This is a genomic window from Salegentibacter maritimus, from assembly GCF_016236915.1.
GTDB lineage: Bacteria > Bacteroidota > Bacteroidia > Flavobacteriales > Flavobacteriaceae > Salegentibacter > Salegentibacter maritimus.
In genome coordinates, this window is record NZ_JAEHOK010000012.1 from 111,847 (window position 1) to 128,927 (window position 17,081).

General features: G+C 37.5%; 16 protein-coding genes and 1 pseudogene. 5 read left to right on the forward strand and 12 right to left on the reverse strand.

Translation table 11 applies throughout. The features are described from left to right. Positions 1–228 precede the first annotated feature (228 nt). Positions 229–1,236: a class 1 fructose-bisphosphatase gene (fbp, locus tag I6U49_RS10795; protein ID WP_193711485.1), complete on the reverse strand. Its 1,008-nt coding sequence runs from the start codon at positions 1,234–1,236 to the stop codon at positions 229–231. A 204-nt stretch (positions 1,237–1,440) separates the two neighbouring features. Here fbp and I6U49_RS10800 point away from each other — a divergent pair, with 204 nt between their 5' ends. From I6U49_RS10800 to I6U49_RS10820, 5 genes are all read left to right on the forward strand, one after another. Further along, on the forward strand, positions 1,441–1,926 hold the full coding sequence (locus I6U49_RS10800; protein WP_193711486.1) for a GNAT family N-acetyltransferase: 486 nt from the start codon (positions 1,441–1,443) through the stop codon (positions 1,924–1,926). A gap of 74 nt (positions 1,927–2,000) precedes the next feature. After that, on the forward strand, positions 2,001–2,471 hold the full coding sequence (locus I6U49_RS10805) for a GNAT family N-acetyltransferase (RefSeq protein WP_198628669.1): 471 nt from the start codon (positions 2,001–2,003) through the stop codon (positions 2,469–2,471). Between the two features lie 6 nt (positions 2,472–2,477). After that, positions 2,478–3,728, forward strand: a complete 1,251-nt coding sequence (locus I6U49_RS10810; protein WP_193711488.1) for an aspartate kinase — start codon at positions 2,478–2,480, stop codon at positions 3,726–3,728. A gap of 38 nt (positions 3,729–3,766) precedes the next feature. Further along, entirely contained in the window at positions 3,767–5,569 is a 1,803-nt protein-coding gene (locus I6U49_RS10815; RefSeq protein WP_198628670.1) for a GNAT family N-acyltransferase, read from the forward strand. 87 nt (positions 5,570–5,656) lie between these two features. Further along, positions 5,657–6,307, forward strand: a complete 651-nt coding sequence (locus tag I6U49_RS10820) for an SDR family oxidoreductase (protein ID WP_198628671.1) — start codon at positions 5,657–5,659, stop codon at positions 6,305–6,307. Positions 6,308–6,407: 100 nt separating this feature from the next. Here the strand turns inward: I6U49_RS10820 and I6U49_RS10825 are convergent, their stop codons facing one another. The 11 genes and pseudogenes from I6U49_RS10825 to I6U49_RS10870 all read right to left on the reverse strand — a co-directional run bounded on the left by I6U49_RS10825 (position 6,408) and on the right by I6U49_RS10870 (position 17,080). After that, a complete protein-coding gene (locus tag I6U49_RS10825) occupies positions 6,408–6,824 on the reverse strand; it encodes an arsenate reductase ArsC (RefSeq protein ID WP_198628672.1) in 417 nt (138 codons plus the stop codon). 10 nt (positions 6,825–6,834) lie between these two features. Beyond that, positions 6,835–7,320, reverse strand: a complete 486-nt coding sequence (locus I6U49_RS10830) for a DUF6428 family protein (RefSeq protein WP_193711492.1) — start codon at positions 7,318–7,320, stop codon at positions 6,835–6,837. 101 nt (positions 7,321–7,421) lie between these two features. After that, positions 7,422–7,565 (reverse strand): annotated as a pseudogene (locus I6U49_RS17015) (VOC family protein); the annotation flags it as partial. 198 nt (positions 7,566–7,763) lie between these two features. Beyond that, complete coding sequence (locus tag I6U49_RS10835; RefSeq protein WP_198628673.1) at positions 7,764–8,744, reverse strand: 2-hydroxyacid dehydrogenase; 981 nt, start codon at positions 8,742–8,744, stop codon at positions 7,764–7,766. A 348-nt stretch (positions 8,745–9,092) separates the two neighbouring features. Further along, positions 9,093–10,442 carry a magnesium transporter gene (gene mgtE, locus I6U49_RS10840; protein WP_198628674.1) on the reverse strand — a complete coding sequence of 450 codons (1,350 nt, stop codon included), beginning with the start codon at positions 10,440–10,442 and terminating at the stop codon, positions 9,093–9,095. After that, on the reverse strand, positions 10,420–11,253 hold the full coding sequence (gene rsmA / locus I6U49_RS10845) for a 16S rRNA (adenine(1518)-N(6)/adenine(1519)-N(6))-dimethyltransferase RsmA (protein ID WP_198628675.1): 834 nt from the start codon (positions 11,251–11,253) through the stop codon (positions 10,420–10,422). Before rsmA ends, mgtE begins: the two co-directional genes overlap by 23 nt. 4 nt (positions 11,254–11,257) lie before the next feature. Then, positions 11,258–11,566 carry a DUF4286 family protein gene (locus tag I6U49_RS10850; protein ID WP_193711496.1) on the reverse strand — a complete coding sequence of 103 codons (309 nt, stop codon included), beginning with the start codon at positions 11,564–11,566 and terminating at the stop codon, positions 11,258–11,260. A 9-nt stretch (positions 11,567–11,575) separates the two neighbouring features. After that, on the reverse strand, positions 11,576–13,297 hold the full coding sequence (locus I6U49_RS10855) for a tetratricopeptide repeat protein (RefSeq protein ID WP_317191862.1): 1,722 nt from the start codon (positions 13,295–13,297) through the stop codon (positions 11,576–11,578). 116 nt (positions 13,298–13,413) lie between these two features. Beyond that, a complete protein-coding gene (serS, locus tag I6U49_RS10860; RefSeq protein WP_198628676.1) occupies positions 13,414–14,685 on the reverse strand; it encodes a serine--tRNA ligase in 1,272 nt (423 codons plus the stop codon). A gap of 147 nt (positions 14,686–14,832) precedes the next feature. Next, entirely contained in the window at positions 14,833–16,152 is a 1,320-nt protein-coding gene (locus tag I6U49_RS10865; RefSeq protein ID WP_198628677.1) for an HTTM domain-containing protein, read from the reverse strand. Continuing rightward, positions 16,142–17,080, reverse strand: coding sequence for a bifunctional riboflavin kinase/FAD synthetase (locus I6U49_RS10870; RefSeq protein ID WP_193711499.1), 939 nt, complete (start codon positions 17,078–17,080; stop codon positions 16,142–16,144). Before I6U49_RS10870 ends, I6U49_RS10865 begins: the two co-directional genes overlap by 11 nt. Position 17,081 lies beyond the last annotated feature (1 nt).

Here is a 17,081-nt window from a genome sequence, read left to right on the forward strand (position 1 = left end):
ACCAATACACTAATATTATTTATGATTAGTGGATTCGTGGCTTTTTTTATTTTTAATCGTTGGATTTTAATTGCCAATAAATCCGCAGCTTACAAAATTCCGTCAATGATAGGAACGAAGCAATCTATAACTTTTTGAAAAACAACAAGAAGGTTACTTCACTTCGTTCGTAATGACGTAAACATCTTCTCCTTTTAGATAGTAAAATTTCATATATAGTTATATTTTTCAACTATACTTCTGCATAAATTCTTCTGCTTTATCTACCATATTTTTACTTCCGCAGAAAAAAGGCGCACGCTCATGTAATTCTTTAGGCTGAATATCCATAATTCGGGTAAAACCGTTGGTAGCTTTTCCTCCGGCTTGTTCTACAATAAAAGCCATTGGGTTGCATTCGTATAACAACCTTAGTTTACCGTTATTGGCTTTTGAGCTTTTGGGATAGATAAAAATTCCGCCCTTAATCATATTTCTATGAATGTCTGAAACCATAGAGCCAATATAACGAGAGGTATAGGGCCTGTCCTCTTTCTCTTCCTGGCAATATTTAATATATTTTTTCACTCCCTCGGGGAAATGCACATAATTTCCCTCGTTCATAGAATAAATTCTTCCGTTTTCGGGAAACTTCATATCGGGGTGTGATAAATACCAGGAACCTAAAGCCGGATTCAAAGTAAATCCGTTTACACCACAACCTGTAGTATACACCAACATAGTGGAAGTTCCATAAATAATATAACCGGCCGCCACCTGCTTATTTCCCGGTTGCAGAAAATCTTCTTTAGTTACCGGGGTTCCAATGGGGGTAACGCGCCTGTAAATTGAAAAAATGGTACCAACCGATACGTTTACGTCAATATTAGAGCTGCCATCCAGTGGGTCCATAAGTACCACATATTTATTCTTATTGTCATTGTTCTTACCGGAAATGGTTATAAAATCGTCGTTCTCTTCTGAAGCTATACCACAAACAATTTCGCGATTTATTAAAGTTTGAATAAAAGTTTCATTGGCATAAACATCTAATTTTTGCTGGTCTTCCCCCTGAATATTTGTATCGCCGTGCAACCCCAGAATATCTACCAAACCTGCTTTATTCACTTCGTGATTTACAACCTTAGCCGCAAGCCGTAAAGATCTAATTAAGCGGGAAAGCTCGCCCGAAGAATAAGGAAAAGCTGCCTGATTTTCTATAATGAATTCGCCTAAAGTTTGATTTTTTTTAACCATTTTGAATCAATATCGTTATTTGTTTCAAAATTATTCATTTTTCTTAATTACTAAAACGTTATCGTAATAAAGTATAGAAAATTCTAAAAAGTGTAATTAAACCAAATTAAAAGGAATTATTTATATTCTTTAGGAGGAAGCATACAGAATAACCCATTTTGGCAATTCATTTTTTACTTTTGTACGCAAAGCAAACAACATACAATGAAATTTAAAATTAGAGAAGCGAAACCAGAGGATATGCCGGCAGTTTTAGAACTTATACAAGAACTGGCTGAATTTGAAAAAGAACCCGAGGCGGTAATTATCTCGGCAGAAGACCTTAAAAAAGACGGCTTTGGAGAAAACCCGGCTTTTACTTGTTTTGTAGCCGAGGCTAATGGGAAAATTGAAGGTATGGCCCTATGTTATTTTAGATATTCAACCTGGAAAGGAAAAACAGTGCACCTGGAAGATCTTGTAGTAAGGGAAAGCATGCGAGGCGAAGGTTTGGGAAATGCCCTGTATACCCGGGTAATTGAATTTGCCAAAGAACAGGGTGTAAAGCGAACTGAATGGGTTGTTTTAGATTGGAATACACACGCACGCGAATTTTACAGCCGTAGCGGCGCCACTGTCTTTACCGATTGGTGTACCGTACAAATGGATGAGAGTGCCATGAATAACTTTCTTAAAAAACAATCACGTTAATAATAAATTAAGCCTCTTTAATTAGGCCCGGGTCTTAAAATCTATTCCTATTTTTGTATAGAAATATCAATGTTATGGAATACAAAATACGTGAAGCCAGGAGAGAAGATATGCCCGCAGCTTTTGAGCTTATAAAAGAGCTTGCGGCTTATGAAAATGCTCCCGAGGAGGTTGAAATTCAGATAGAAGACCTGGAACAGGAAGGCTTTGATGACAAAAATTTTAAATGCTTTGTAGCCGAAGTAAATGGTAAAATAGAAGGGATGGCGCTCGTTTATTTTAGGTTTTCAACCTGGAAAGGACGTACACTACACCTGGAAGATCTAATTGTTAGAGAAAGTATGCGAGGCACAGGGCTTGGTGGTGCACTTTACAAAAGGGTTGTAAAATACGGCTACGATAATAACGTTAAACGAGTAGAATGGGTGGTTTCTGAAGCTAATAAAAACGCACAGGAATTTTATAAAAATACCGGTGCAGATATCAAAAAAGATTGGTATACCGTGCATATGGATGAAACCGGAATCCAGAAAAATATCGATTAAAATTTTATGAAGGTTTTTAAATTTGGAGGGGCATCGGTTAAAGATGCAGCCGGAGTAAGGAATGTTCAAAATGTATTGGAGAAAACCGGAAACGGCCCAAAAGTAATTGTTATCTCGGCCATGGGTAAAACTACCAATGCGCTAGAAGTTGTTATTAAAGATTATCTTTTTGAAAAAGATGTACCTAAAAGCCTTCAGGCAGTAGAAGAAGCTCATTTTGAAATTTTAAATGATCTTTTTAAAGGTTCTCAAACTACAATTTTTAATAAGGTTCATGAACTTTTTACCGAGCTTAGAAATTTTCTTCAACATAATAAATCTGAACAATACGATTTTGTCTACGACCAGGTAATTTGCTACGGAGAGTTAATTTCCACAACTATAGTGAGTGCCTACCTTAACAGTCAACATATTGAAAACAATTGGATTGATGCCAGGGAAGTTATAAAAACAGATAGTGTTTACCGGGATGCCGGTGTAAATTGGGAAGAAACCCAGGAAGCTATAAGGCAACACCTAAATTTAAATAAAGTAAACATTACACAGGGCTTTATAGGTTCAGACTACAATAATTTCACCACTACGCTTGGGAGGGAAGGAAGTGATTATACCGCAGCGATTTTTGCCTATTGTTTAAATGCGGAAAATGTTACTATTTGGAAAGATGTTCCCGGGGTTTTAAATGCCGATCCCAGGGTTTTTAAGAACCCTGAACTGCTACAGCATATTTCCTATGAAGAAGCCATAGAACTTGCTTTTTATGGAGCTTCGGTAATACATCCAAAAACGCTACAGCCCCTTCAACAAAAGGAGATCCCTCTTTTTGTAAAACCTTTTTTAGCCCCCGAAAGCAAAGGTACCAAAGTAGGAAAAGGCAGCATGATTTTTCCTGAGATCCCATGTTTTATAGTAAAAAGAGACCTGGTTTTAATTTCGCTCTCTACCCTGGATTTTTCTTTTATGGTAGAAGAAAATATAAGTGAAATTTTTAGGCTTTTTCATCAGTACCAGATGAAAGTTGATTTAATTCAGAACTCTGCGATTAGTTTTTCGGTATGTGTAGACAACAAATTCAACCAATTAGAAAAACTTATTCAGCACTTAAAAGCCCGATTTAAAGTTAGTTTTATCCCCGGGGTTTCCTTATTCACCATAAGACATTTTAATGACGAAGCTATTGCAAGCCTTGAAAAAGACAAAGAAATTTTATTAAAACAGCTTACCCATAATACCCTTCAAATTGTAACCCGCAATTAAGTAATTTTATGTTGTTGCTAAATTAAAACAGTCTAAAAATGGGAATTGTAAGTGCCAAAGAAGTCGCCAAAGTAATGAACCTTGAAAAATTGGGTGCTGTAGGAACTTCTATAGGCTGGCTTATACTCAAAACCACTAAACTTTCCCGGCTCAATAAAGAATATCAAAAGCGTAAAAGCCTAAACGGAATTGAATTTATAGATTCTATCTTAGAAGGCTTTGAAATAAACTTTGAAATTCCCGAAAAAGACCTGAAACGCATCCCGAAAATAGGGCCATTTATCACTATTTCTAATCATCCTTTAGGTGGGATAGACGGGATGATTTTAATGAAATTATTGCTACGTGAGCGCCCCGATTATAAGGTAATCGCAAATTTTCTTTTACATCGTTTAGATCCGTTAAGGCCTTACATTATGCCGGTAAACCCGTTTGAGGACCATAAGGAGGCCAAATCCAGCCTGGCCGGAATTAAAGAAGCCATAGCGCATTTAAAAAAAGGCAAGGCGCTAGGAATGTTCCCCGCCGGCGAAGTTTCCACCTATAAAGATCATAAAATAATTGTAGATAGACCCTGGGAACCGGCCGCGATGAAACTTATACAAAAGGCCAATGTTCCCGTAGTGCCCATCTATTTTCATGCTAAGAATTCTACTTTTTTCTACCGCTTAGCGTCTATGAGCGATATTTTGCGAACTGCAAAACTCCCAAGTGAAATGCTCACGCAAAAGAGACGTAAAATTAAGGTACGTATTGGCAATCCAATTGCTGTAGAAGACCAATTAGAACACACCAATATAGAAGCATATACGGCATTTCTACGCCGAAAAACCTATATGCTTGCCAATGTTTTTGAACAGAAAAAGCTTTTTGATAAAATTCCAAAGAGCTTAAAGTTGCCTAAAAACCCAAAAAAGATAGCGGGTGAAACAGCGCAAATCTTAATGGAAACCGAGGTTGAAAACTGTAGGAAAATGGACAAGCGTTTATTGTCCAGCAAGAATTATGAAGTTTTTTTAGCCAAAAAAGAAGTGATTCCACATGTGGTGGCCGAATTGGGGAGGCTGCGTGAAATTACCTTTAGGGCAATTGGTGAAGGCACCAATAATGCGACAGACCTTGATAAATTTGACGAATATTATTACCACCTGTTTTTATGGGATAACGAGGCTAAAAAAATAGCCGGGGCCTACCGTATGGGTATGGGAAGCGAAATTTACGCCAATCATGGAATAAACGGCTTTTACCTTCAGGAACTTTTTAAGTTTGAACCCGAACTTCATAAGATGATGAGCAAATCTATAGAAATGGGGAGGGCTTTTATAGTAAAGGAATATCAGCAAAAGCCAATGCCGCTCTTTCTACTTTGGAAAGGCATTGTGCACTGTACTCTACGTTTCCCAGAACATAAATACTTAATTGGTGGGGTAAGCATTAGTAATAAATTTTCAAACTTCTCGAAATCTTTAATGATCGAGTTTATGAAATCTCATTATTACGATCCTTATATCGCTCAGTTTATTAAACCAAAGAAAGAATTTAAGGTAAAACTAAAAGACGCAGATAAAGATATTATATTTGATGCCAGCAAAGCCGATTTAAACAAATTCGATAAGATTATTGATGAAATTGAGCCTGAAAATATGCGTCTTCCGGTGTTGATCAAGAAATATATCAAGCAAAATGCAAAAGTAGTGGCGTTTAATGTAGATCCACTTTTTAACAACTCGGTAGACGGGTTAATGTATATACGCATTGCCGATTTACCCGAAAGTACTGTAAAACCGGTAATGGAAGAATTTCAGAAAGAATTGGAGGCAAAATTCAACTCGCAGCATTAAGCTGTTAATTTCATGTTATTCTGAAGCATACATTATGCAGGCTTTTATTTCATTCTTATCTTGAAAATACAAAAATATTAACTAGACATGGAAAAGATATTAATAGCCGGGTCAACCGGACAAACAGGAAAAAGGGTCATTGAAATTTTGAATAACACCCAAAACTTTAAACCCGTTGCTATGATTCGCAAAGAAGAGCAGAAGCAAATCTTTGATGACATGGAAGTAGAAAGTATAATCGCAGATCTTGAAGGCGATATAGACCACGCTTTTAAAGGAATAGACCGGGTTATCTTTGCGGCCGGTTCAGGAAGCAAAACGGGTCCTGAGAAAACTACGGCAGTAGACCAGGAAGGTGCCAAAAAAATGGTTGATGCCGCTAAAAAGCACAATGTAAAAAAATTTATTATGCTTAGCTCTATGGGAACCGATAACCCGGAAGAAGGTGGTGATTTAGAACATTACCTAAAAGCGAAAAAAGAAGCAGATGATTATCTGGTAGACAGCGGAATTGTTTACACTATTTTACAACCCGGCAGGCTTACCGACGATATGGGGCTTGCTAAAGTAAAATTAGCTCCAAAATTGAAAGAGCGAGGCGAGATTTCCCGTGATGATGTAGCTTTTTTATTGGTAATGTGCCTGGCCGATCCGCTAGGTAAAAACATGGCATTTCAGGCACTGGAAGGCGAAGAATCTATTAAATCGGCACTTGTGGAGTTAAGCCAGAACAATTAATAAGCATCTTATATGATAAAAAGCTGTTTGGAAATTCCACAAGGTAGATCCTGAAACAAGTTCAGGATGACGCTGGAATTTCCAAACAGCTTTTTTTATTCTATAAATTATCTTTTACAAATTTTTCGCACCAGGCCTTTATTTCGTCCCTGGTGGTTTTAAAAGCTTCCTGAATTGCTTTTTTTGAAGCCTCTACTTTAGAAGGATCTGCAAAATTATGATGCAGCCTAACAGCATTTTTAGAAGGAATAAACGGGCAATGCTCATTTGCGTGATCACATACGCTAATAATAAAATCGAAATCTATAGTCTTATATTCATCTATATGATTGCTGGTATGTCCTGAAATATCTATTCCGTCCAGCTTCATTATTGCTACCGCCTTTTTATTTAAACCATGCGTTTCTATTCCGGCACTATAAATATTAGCTCGAGATTTGGCAAAATGTTCAAGATAACCATGTGCCATTTGGCTTCGACAGGAATTTCCGGTGCAAAGTACAAGTATGTTTTTCATACACTAATTTTTAACAGCAACCACTTCCCGGGGCACATGCATTCTCATTCACCTCTTCGGCACTTTCTACTCCGCAGGTCTCTTTCGCCTTACAATCGGTAGGATTTACAGCGAGTTTTATCATTAAGTTTTCGTTTTTAATTTCAAATCCGGTAACAAACAACTGTGCGGTATGAAAGTTAGCGTTACTGTATTCGAATTTCACCTCAGCTTCTAAGTCGTAGGCTTTCATTTGCCCTACTTTTTCCAGGATTGCAAGGGCTTTCGACACTTTCATAAAAGCTGTTTTACCAATTTCTTCTGGGCTTTCCCATAACTGAATAATCGTTTCGTTCCAGGAATCTGTTCCTGAACCGCAGTCTACCGAGTCTATTTTAATATGTTTTACTTCGGTAATATGATAATTGGCTCCAACCAATAGATTCGGTGCATATTCAAAAAGAAGTGCTTTTTCCTGATGTGATTGCAGTACATCAAATAATTCTGAAGTTTTCATAATTCAAATATTTATATATCGCAATATTACGATTAATATAAATTATAAAAAAGCCTACTAACTAATTTTTCTGGTTCGATTCAAAAAAAGCATCTTTTTAATTATAAAAAAGCCCGGTCATTAGGCTCCCAAAGTTCTATTTTATTTCCTTCAGGGTCCATTATCCAGCCAAATTTTCATTCTTTTACTTTCTGAATTTCATCGAAAACTTCCACTCCTTCCTCTTTTAAGGTTTCCAACAGTTTTTGATTCGATAACTCCAATTTGCAGATTGCTTCTCTCAATAAAAATCGGGATCACAATGACAAAAAATTTACCGTTTTAAAGAATAAAAACTTTAAAGTATTAGATTCTGAAATAAATTCAGAATGAAGTCAAATCATAAAAAAACCTCACAGGCCTGCAAGACCTGTGAGGTTTAAACTATTTTAGATAAGGGTATATTACCTTCCTTCTCCTTTTCCGAATTTATCGATAATTTTTCCGGCAATTACACTTGCCAGTTTTTCGTGAGATTCTTTGGTCCATCCTGCTACGTGGGGGCTTAAAATCACGTTATTTAAAAACATTAATTCCCGCATAGGATCCGGAATTTGATTTTCTATACTCAATGAAACGTTCTTTTTATTAGAAAAAAGACTTTCAAAAGAAGCCTTTTCATATTCTAAAACATCTAAACCGGCACCAAGTACACGCCCATCTTTTAAAGCATCCACAAGATCTGCGGTTACTACATTTTTACCACGGGCAGTATTGATAAACCAAAATGGCTTTTTATAGGCATCAATAAACTCTTTATTGACCATCTGGTCGGTTTCCGGCGTCCAGGGGGTGTGTAGGTTCACTACATCGCATTTCTCACGAAATTCTTCCAAAGACACCTGTCTGGCATTTTCGTCGCCTACATTTTCTTTAATATCATAACAAAGCACTTCCACCTCAAAGCCACGTAATTTTTTAGCAAAGGCTTTTCCCATATTTCCATAACCTACAATTCCAACGGTTTTTCCGTCTAATTCCAGGCCTCTATTTTCTTCCCGGTGCCAAAGGCCGTCCCGTACTTCCCTATCTGCTTTATTCAGTTTATTAAAAAGGGAAAGTAACATGCCCAGGCTGTGTTCCCCCACCGCATTTCGGTTTCCTTCAGGAGCCGAAAACAACGTAATCCCATGTTTTTCGGCATACTCTACATCAATATTTTCAAGACCGGCACCTACTCTGGCAATAAACTTTAAGTTTGGAGCAGCATCTATAAATTCACGATCTATAGTATACCGACTTCTAATTACAATCCCGTCGTACAAATGCTGATTTTCAAGGGTTTCTTCCCGGGATTGGCTGTAGCCCTCTATATTATGATGACCGGCATCGTCTAATTGTTTAATTAAAGTTGGATGATTTGTATCTGAATGTAAAATAATCATTGCTCTAAAATGAGTTTTTATTTTTTATAACATAACGCCGCCTGGAGAACATACCAAAATAGCATCTCCTCATTACATTAAATTAAGTTTGAAAAATGGAAAAATTGTATAAAAATGATGGCGGTTTCATCTTTCTTTACCCACTATGTGAGATTTTATAAGCCTATTTAAAATTTACCCGTCAAGCTGAACTTGTTTCAGCTTCTACCAAAACAAGTTTAGGATGCGTATTTAAACAGCCTAATTAATAGTTTAAAAAATTCCTCAAAATCTTCGATGAGGTACTTTAATAACGAACAGACAAAGGTAAAGAATGATTTTTATAATCAGAAACCTATGCTGGTTAAGTTAAAAACCAAGCATTAATTTAGAGATATAAAAAAAGAGAAAAATACCGAAAATATCATTACTGGTTGTGATAAAAGGCCCTGTAGCAATAGCGGGGTCAATGCCTTGTTTATTTAAAATAATAGGCACAAAAGTTCCTACCAGTGCCGCAACTATAATTACCGAAAGCAAAGATGCAGCTATGGTAAAGCTCACCATTTGATCCTGGCCTACGAGCAAGCCAAATAAAATAACGAGTACCCCCAGGGAGATTCCATTTATTAAACTTAGGCCCACTTCTTTAATTAGGCGCTGTAACAAACTTCCGCGCAAATTATCGTTGGCAAGCCCCTGCACTATAATCGCGCTAGATTGCACCCCTACATTTCCGGCCATGGCCGCAATTAAAGGAGTAAAAAAGAACAAAACCGGGAACTGTTCTAAAGCTTCTTCGAAGCCTTTCATGATATAAACACTGCCCAATCCTCCAAAAAGCCCAAGAACCAACCAGGGCAAACGTGCTCTTGTTAACCTTAAAAGGCTATCATCTGCCTCTACGCTTTCCGAAATACCGGAAGCCATCTGATAATCTTTTTCAGCTTCTTCTTTTATAAAATCTACAATATCATCAATAGTAATCCTACCCACCAATCGACCCATTTCATCTACTACTGGAATCGCTTCCAGGTCGTACTTTTGCATAATTCGGGCCACCTCGTCACCTTCGGTATGTACATTTACAAAATCTACCTGTGGGATATACACATCACTAATATTGGCGTGACTGGGGGCGGTAAGTAAATCTTTTAGAGATAATCTTCCCTTTAGTTTTTGTTTATCATCTACCACATAAATAGAGTGTACACGGGTAACATTTTCGGCTTGTTCCCGCATCTCTTTCATACAGCCGGTCACACTCCAATTCTCGTTAACCTTTACGAGCTCTTTTGCCATAAGTCCCCCGGCAGAATCTTCATCATAGCGGAGTAGTTCTACAATGTTATCGGCGTGTTCTTCATCTACAAGTTCTGCAATAACATTTTGTTGGCGTTCGGGAGACAGTTCTGAAATGATATCGGCCGCATCATCGGTATCCATTTCTTCCAGCTCTTCTGCAATTTCTTTGGCCGAAAGTGTTTCCAAAATACGTTCCCGAACCCCCTCCTCAAGCTCCATAAGAGCTTCTGCTGTTTTTTGACTATCTAAAAGTTTCACCACATACGTGGCCTCTTCTAAAGATAGTTCGGTAATAATTTCAGCAATATCAGCGTGGTGTACATCTTCAAGATGCAGTAATAATTCCTCGTTGTTTCCTTCGGCAACAAGAAATTTTATTTTGTCAATTAATTCACTGCTGATTTGAAATTGCATACGGCTGAATTTTAAGGGTCAAATCTATAAACTCCCGAAAATCCAATTGCTCCGGGCGCTGGCCAAATATACTATCTTCCTTAAGATTATCGGGTAAATCGAAACTTTTTAAACTATTTCGTAAGGTTTTTCTACGCTGTTGAAAAGCTTTTTTAACCACGCTAAAAAACAATTTTTCGTTACATGGCAAACTAAAATCTTCTTTTCTGGTTAAACGCAAAACCCCGCTATCTACTTTTGGTGGCGGATTGAATACCGAAGGAGGCACGGTAAATAGATATTCGGCTTCATAAAAAGCCTGTACCAATACCGAAAGGATTCCATAGGTTTTATTCCCCTTTTTTTCACAAATTCGTTTAGCAACCTCTTTTTGAAACATCCCTGAAAATTCAGGAATTTGATGCTTTAATTCTAAAACCTTAAAAACAATTTGGGTAGAAATATTATATGGAAAATTCCCTATAACCGCAAAAGCCTCATCGCGAAAAACTGTACCCAAATCGTATTTTAAAAAGTCCTGTTGATGAATTCTACCGTGAAGTTTCGGATAATGCTCTTGCAGGTATGCAACACTCTCTGTATCGATTTCTATCACGTGTACTTCAGCGTCCTGTTGCAATAGGTATTTGGTTAACACCCCCATACCCGGACCGATCTCCAACACTTTTGTATACCCCTTATAATTAAGCGTTTCAGCAATGTCTTTAGCTACATTTTCATCAGTTAAAAAATGTTGGCCAAGATGTTTTTTAGCTCTTACCTCACCCTCCTGAACCTGGGATACCTTTCTTTTTTTTTTATACTTCGCCATACAATTATTGCTCGCTTATTACTTGCATTTCTGTTCTAAAAGCAACGAATTTACCTTCAAAAACCTTGCTTTTTTCCCTCATGCTATCGGCATCCTCCTTGTAGTAATTATCGAGATCTGCCTTGCTTTGGGCTGTATATTGAACAGAATAGGTGATGCCCCCCATAGCCTCGGTAACCATTACCCGCGTCATAAGTGCTTTTTTAAATTTTCCCGTGTCTAACATTTCGGGGATATGCTCTTCTTTCATCCAATTTAGCCATTCGCTATGAATGCTTTCCTCTACATTTATGGTTACATTATATATGTACATATTGATCTTTTAAGGTGTTTCTTGATAATCTCCTCTAAGGGCCCGGTATTTTTTACGAGCCTCGACAAAGTAAATACTATCGGCAAAGTTAAATATTATTTGCTCGTAATATTTTTTGGCCTCTTCCCTATTTTCCAGCTGGTTTGCATATAATTCAGCTAAATAGTAATGGGCGTTATCAGAAAGGATATCGGATTTAAAATTTTTAATAATCCTAAGATAATTATCTTTAGCTTTTAAAGCCTGTCCTGTTTCTTCAAATAACTGCGCTTGCTTTAACAAGGCTTCATCTTCAATTTTTTCACCTTTATGTACACTTAAAATCTCTCCAAGAAGTTGAATTGCTTCTAAACTTTTCTCCTGAAAGGCCAACAAATCGGCCCGTGCATATTTTTTAAGTGCCGTTTGTGTGGTATCTTCTATAGAATTATCTTCAATAAGCAAACTCAACTCCATCGCATCATTAGCGATAAGCTGAGAGGTAGAAGATTTTAAAATATCAAGCTGCTGTTTAGCCCATTTAAAATCTCCTTTAAAATAACTTGTTTTCGCCACTTTATAACGTGCATTTTGCGAAATTTGATGGTTTTTCACTAAGTTTTGAACCTGGGAATAATAAATTAGCGCTTCGTTAAATTTTTCCTGTAGCACTAAAATATCTGCCAGCGACAGTTTTACTACTGCTTTGTCGAAATTGCTTCCGGCCTTTTTGGAAAGTTCTTTCAACAATGCAATAGCTCTTTCCTGTTTATGTTGCTTAAAAGCCAGGAAATTGGCAAAATCTATTTGTAAAGCCAATGTATTGAGTCCGTCTCCATATTCTTCCAGCAGTTCGGTATATTTTTTTTCGATGTCCTGATATGCGCTTTCATCTTCTTGCTCCAGCTGCATTTGCAATAAAAACTGATTTCCCTGCAACACCAGGTTTTCTGAAGGTGCCTCTTCTATTATATATTCCACAATTTCTGAGGCGGCCTCAAAATTGGAAGCTTCCCGCGCCGCAAACGCAAGATTTAAAATAGCCTGCAAACCTTTATCGCTCCTTTTGTAAATAGCCTTTTCCTGAGAAAAGGCTTTTAAAAACTCCTTCTCCTGAATAAAAAGCCAGCTAAGCATTTCGTTATATAGCAAACTGGGATTTTGTTGCAGTTTTGTAAGCAATAGTCTTCTAAAAACAGTATTGGTTTCACTTGAAGCATCTGCCGAGATATACTTGCCGAACTCACGATTAGCAATTGGGAAAAAATCGGGGTTTGCTTCAATTAGCTCCAGGTAATTTTTAAACATGAGTTCTGTTTTGCCCTGCTCCCCATAAATTCTTGCCAACTGTATATTATAATTTAACTCGCTATTTAGCTCCATTGCCTTTTCATAAGCAGCTGCAGCATTACTGAGCAAGCTATATTTCTGAAAGGTACGTGCTATGGAATACGCATAATTGGGACGTGCATTAATGGCACTTAAAGCCTCTTCATAAAATTTTGCGGCTCTTTGGGTATTTTGCTGAAGTTCGTAATTATGCCCCAGTTCAATTAAAAGTGTTGGATTGTTTGCTGAATTATTCAACCTCTGCCGAAGCAATTCTTCTGCCTTTTTAAAATTCTCCAATTGCTGATGGCTTTGCACCACCCCAAAAAAATAGGCCGTATGCTCCGGTTTTTCTTCTAATAATTGCTCATAGACTTTAAGGGCTTTTTCAAATTCCCCCTGGTCAAAAAAATTACGTGCCAACCTATCAGATTGCGCCCAGACCCCTAAAATGGAGCAAATAAAAAAGATAAAAAACAAGGTAGAGCGCATCCTGTAAATATAAGAATTTGCCCTTTTAATCAATAGTAATCGTCCTTTTAATCTATTAGCCTAAAGCCGGTGTAAGGCACTAAAACATCGGGGATTTTAATCCCCTCTTCGGTTTGGTAATTCTCCAGGATTCCCGCAAGTACACGTGGTAAAGCCAGGGCACTTCCGTTAAGGGTGTGTGCCAATTCCTTTTTGCCTTCTTTATTCTTATATCGAAGCTTAAGTCGGTTAGCCTGAAAAGTCTCAAAATTTGAAACCGAGCTAATCTCCAGCCAACGATCTTGCGCGGTAGAAAACACTTCAAAATCGTAAGTAAGGGCAGCGGTAAAGCCAAGATCTCCTCCACATAGCCTTAGAATTCGGTAAGGCAATTTCAAATCGGTTAAAATATCTTTGATATGTTCAACCATATTATCTAAAGCAGTATAAGAATCTTGGGGTTTTTCTATCCTTACCAACTCTACTTTATCAAATTGATGCAAACGGTTAAGTCCGCGAACATGGGCTCCATAAGAACCTGCTTCCCTTCTAAAACAAGGTGTAAACCCGGTACAGGCAATGGGAAAATCTTTATCGGTCAACAGGCGGTCACGGTACATATTGGTCATAGGCACTTCAGCTGTTGGTATCATATAAAGATCATCGGCCGTTATATGATACATTTGCCCTTCTTTATCGGGCAACTGTCCTGTTCCCAAACCTGAAGCTTCATTGACCATTAAAGGCAACTGGTATTCGGTATAACCGGCATCAATAGCTTTGTCTAAAAAGTAGGTAATTAAAGCTCTTTGTAAGCGAGCTCCTTTTCCTTTATAAACAGGAAAACCGGCACCGGTAACTTTATTTCCCAATTCAAAATCAATAATATCGTATTTTTTGGCAAGCTCCCAATGTGGCAGTGAACCTTCGGCAAGTACAGGAACATCCCCTTCTCTAAAAACCTCTTCGTTATCTTCTTCTGAATTTCCCGCTGGCACAGATTGGTGAGGCACATTAGGAATAGTATAAAGCAAAGATTCAAGATTGGCTACCGTAGTGGCGAGCTCTTCTGAAAGCGCTTTAGAATCTTCCTTTAAGTTTCCTGTTTTTTCTTTGATTAAATTGGCTTTTTGATGTTCCCCATTTTTAAACATCATCCCAATTTGTTTAGAAAGCCTGTTAGATTCGGCTAAAATATCATCGAGTTTGGCTTGCGTAGCCCGACGTTTATCGTCTAACTGCAGCACCTCGTCAAGAATACTTTCGGCCTCAAAATTTCGTTTTTTGAGTGCGTTTATAAATTCCTGCTTATTTTCCCTAATATGGTTAACCTGTAACATAGCTTTCTTTTATTCGACAATCGAGAGTTAAATATCCCGAGGTTCAGCCCTAAATTACTAATTATTTCTACTTATCGCTTCCTAAAACTATTTGAAGCAATTTACTTTTATCTAAAGCTGCAAATGTAAGAAAAGCACTGAAAATTACTAGTCTAATTTTGAAGGTAAAATCCAGTCGTGATGCTTAAAATGATTCCATTTTTCGGCTGCCAGGTCTACTTTTGGATCTATAAAATTTTGGTAAGGCCTGCCGTTAATACTTATTTTAGATTTTACAAACACCTGTACTTCTTTCCCCTTATTGGCATAATCTTTCTTTAAATACTGTGCAAACTGCCACATCATATCTGGTTTAGAATTTACGGAGCGCATTTGTTTTCTGCTCAGGTAGCGTGCTTTGTTGATGTGAATGGTATCTGTAGTTCCTTTTTCCACTACTTTAAATGTGGTTTTACCCGATCGGGAGCGCAACATCATACGCCAACTTAGGCGATGGCCTTCCTCTGTCCACAGTACATTATCTTTAATAAACCAATGCCTAAGTGGCAAGCTAATTTGAATTACAAACCAAACCGAAAGCGCCAAAATTAATGTATTTCTAAAAGGAGGAACTATAATTTCAGCTTTATCGTAATAGGGTTTTTTGTTACGAAGAATGTATTTATTAATCCTTTCTGAAGGAAAAAAGAACAGGCAAAAAGCCAGGGACAAATAAGGGAAAATACCTATATGAAAAATAAAACTATTGAATAAATGAAAGAAAATAGCCAGGATAAAAGCCGGCAACCTAGTTCTTTTCCATAGAAGCGCAGGGATAATTAAGAGATCGAAAACAAGTCCAAAATAAGTAATTACATATCTTATCCAGGGCTGTTGCAGCATTTCCCCCACCAACCAATAATCGGCTTTTCCGGCCATAAGCATAGCCGGCAAGGTACCATCTAGCCAATCTGGGTATAATTTAGCTACCGAGGCATAGGTGTAAACTATCCATAATTGCAGTACGATAAAAAGCCACACCCACTGCGGCATGGCAATTTTCTGTAAATTAGGCTTTTTCCAGCTATCAATCGACAAATATCGATTTGCCGGAAGAAAAAACATTATACCGCATAACAGCATTAGCAGGTAATAATGATTATTATAGGAAGATTTTTGCATCAGGTAAACAGCTGCCCACATAATGGTATAGCAGAAAATACTAAAGCGGTATTTAAAGCCCAGCATTACAAAAACACCAAACAGCCCCATCAACCCATAATAATATAGCATGCCATTACCGGGAAGTGGCTGTAAGAATTCAAAACCTATAAAGGTAAAAGTAAACTCGGGCTCAATAAGGGCTCTTCGAATCCAACCTGTAAAAATTGCACCAACGGCTTCTAAGGTAATAAGCAGTCCAAAAATAATTCTAAAAGCAATAAGTGCCGAATTATCTACTTGCTTAAAAAGCCATTTATTGAGCATAATTATCTCTAATATATTGTTTTGAAAACGCCTCGTCCTGTCGCATTGCGATTTTTAATGCCTCTATAGAACTAAATTTTTTCTCTGCCCGAATCCTGGTAAGCATTTCTATTCTAAGTTCTTTTCCGTATAAATCTTTATCAAGATTAAAGAAATAGGTTTCTATGGTTTGTTCTTCTCCTCCCACGGTTGGGTTAGTCCCTATATTCATCATCCCAAAATATTTTTCCCCATCTATGGTAGAGCTAACCACATAGACACCATTTTTAGGAATCAACTTGTAATCTTCCTTAATACTCACATTAGCGGTTGGGTACTTAAATTCTTTGCCAAGGCCACGACCTCTTACCACCACTCCTTTTAAACTAAAAGGTGTTTGCAAATAATTATTGGCCTGCTCTACCCTACCCTGTAATAGGGCATTTCTAATTTTGGTTGAACTTACGGCCACCTGGTCCACTTCCTGCTTGGTTATTTCCTCTACCTCAAATCCATATTCTTCGCCAAATTGCTTTAAGGTATTGATATCTGCAGTACGGTTTCGGCCAAAACGATGATCGTAGCCAATGATTACTTTCTTAGCTTTAAGCCTATTCACCAAAATATCACGTACAAATTCCTGTGCTGTAAGCCTGGAAAATTGCTGTGTAAATGGGTGCACTACTAAGTGATCTATCCCGGTATCTTCCAGGATCTCGGTACGTTCTTCTATGGTATTTATAAGTTTTAACCCACTTTCTTTTTGCAAAACCATTCTTGGATGCGGAAAAAAAGTAAAGATAACCGATTCAAGATTTTCAATTTTAGCAGCATCTACCAGTCTTTTTATTATTTGCTGGTGGCCCGCATGAACGCCATCAAAAGTACCAATAGTAACTACTGTTTGCTTCTCACTTTTAAAAGCATTTGCTCCTTTATGTATCTTCAAG

Coding starts and splice junctions, on each gene's coding strand:
- fbp (WP_193711485.1), bottom strand. CDS start 1,236: ATGGTTAAAAAAAATCAAACTTTAGGCGAATTCATTATAGAAAATCAG.
- I6U49_RS10800 (WP_193711486.1), top strand. CDS start 1,441: ATGAAATTTAAAATTAGAGAAGCGAAACCAGAGGATATGCCGGCAGTT.
- I6U49_RS10805 (WP_198628669.1), top strand. CDS start 2,001: ATGGAATACAAAATACGTGAAGCCAGGAGAGAAGATATGCCCGCAGCT.
- I6U49_RS10810 (WP_193711488.1), top strand. CDS start 2,478: ATGAAGGTTTTTAAATTTGGAGGGGCATCGGTTAAAGATGCAGCCGGA.
- I6U49_RS10815 (WP_198628670.1), top strand. CDS start 3,767: ATGGGAATTGTAAGTGCCAAAGAAGTCGCCAAAGTAATGAACCTTGAA.
- I6U49_RS10820 (WP_198628671.1), top strand. CDS start 5,657: ATGGAAAAGATATTAATAGCCGGGTCAACCGGACAAACAGGAAAAAGG.
- I6U49_RS10825 (WP_198628672.1), bottom strand. CDS start 6,824: ATGAAAAACATACTTGTACTTTGCACCGGAAATTCCTGTCGAAGCCAA.
- I6U49_RS10830 (WP_193711492.1), bottom strand. CDS start 7,320: ATGAAAACTTCAGAATTATTTGATGTACTGCAATCACATCAGGAAAAA.
- I6U49_RS10835 (WP_198628673.1), bottom strand. CDS start 8,744: ATGATTATTTTACATTCAGATACAAATCATCCAACTTTAATTAAACAA.
- mgtE (WP_198628674.1), bottom strand. CDS start 10,442: ATGCAATTTCAAATCAGCAGTGAATTAATTGACAAAATAAAATTTCTT.
- rsmA (WP_198628675.1), bottom strand. CDS start 11,253: ATGGCGAAGTATAAAAAAAAAAGAAAGGTATCCCAGGTTCAGGAGGGT.
- I6U49_RS10850 (WP_193711496.1), bottom strand. CDS start 11,566: ATGTACATATATAATGTAACCATAAATGTAGAGGAAAGCATTCATAGC.
- serS (WP_198628676.1), bottom strand. CDS start 14,685: ATGTTACAGGTTAACCATATTAGGGAAAATAAGCAGGAATTTATAAAC.
- I6U49_RS10865 (WP_198628677.1), bottom strand. CDS start 16,152: ATGCTCAATAAATGGCTTTTTAAGCAAGTAGATAATTCGGCACTTATT.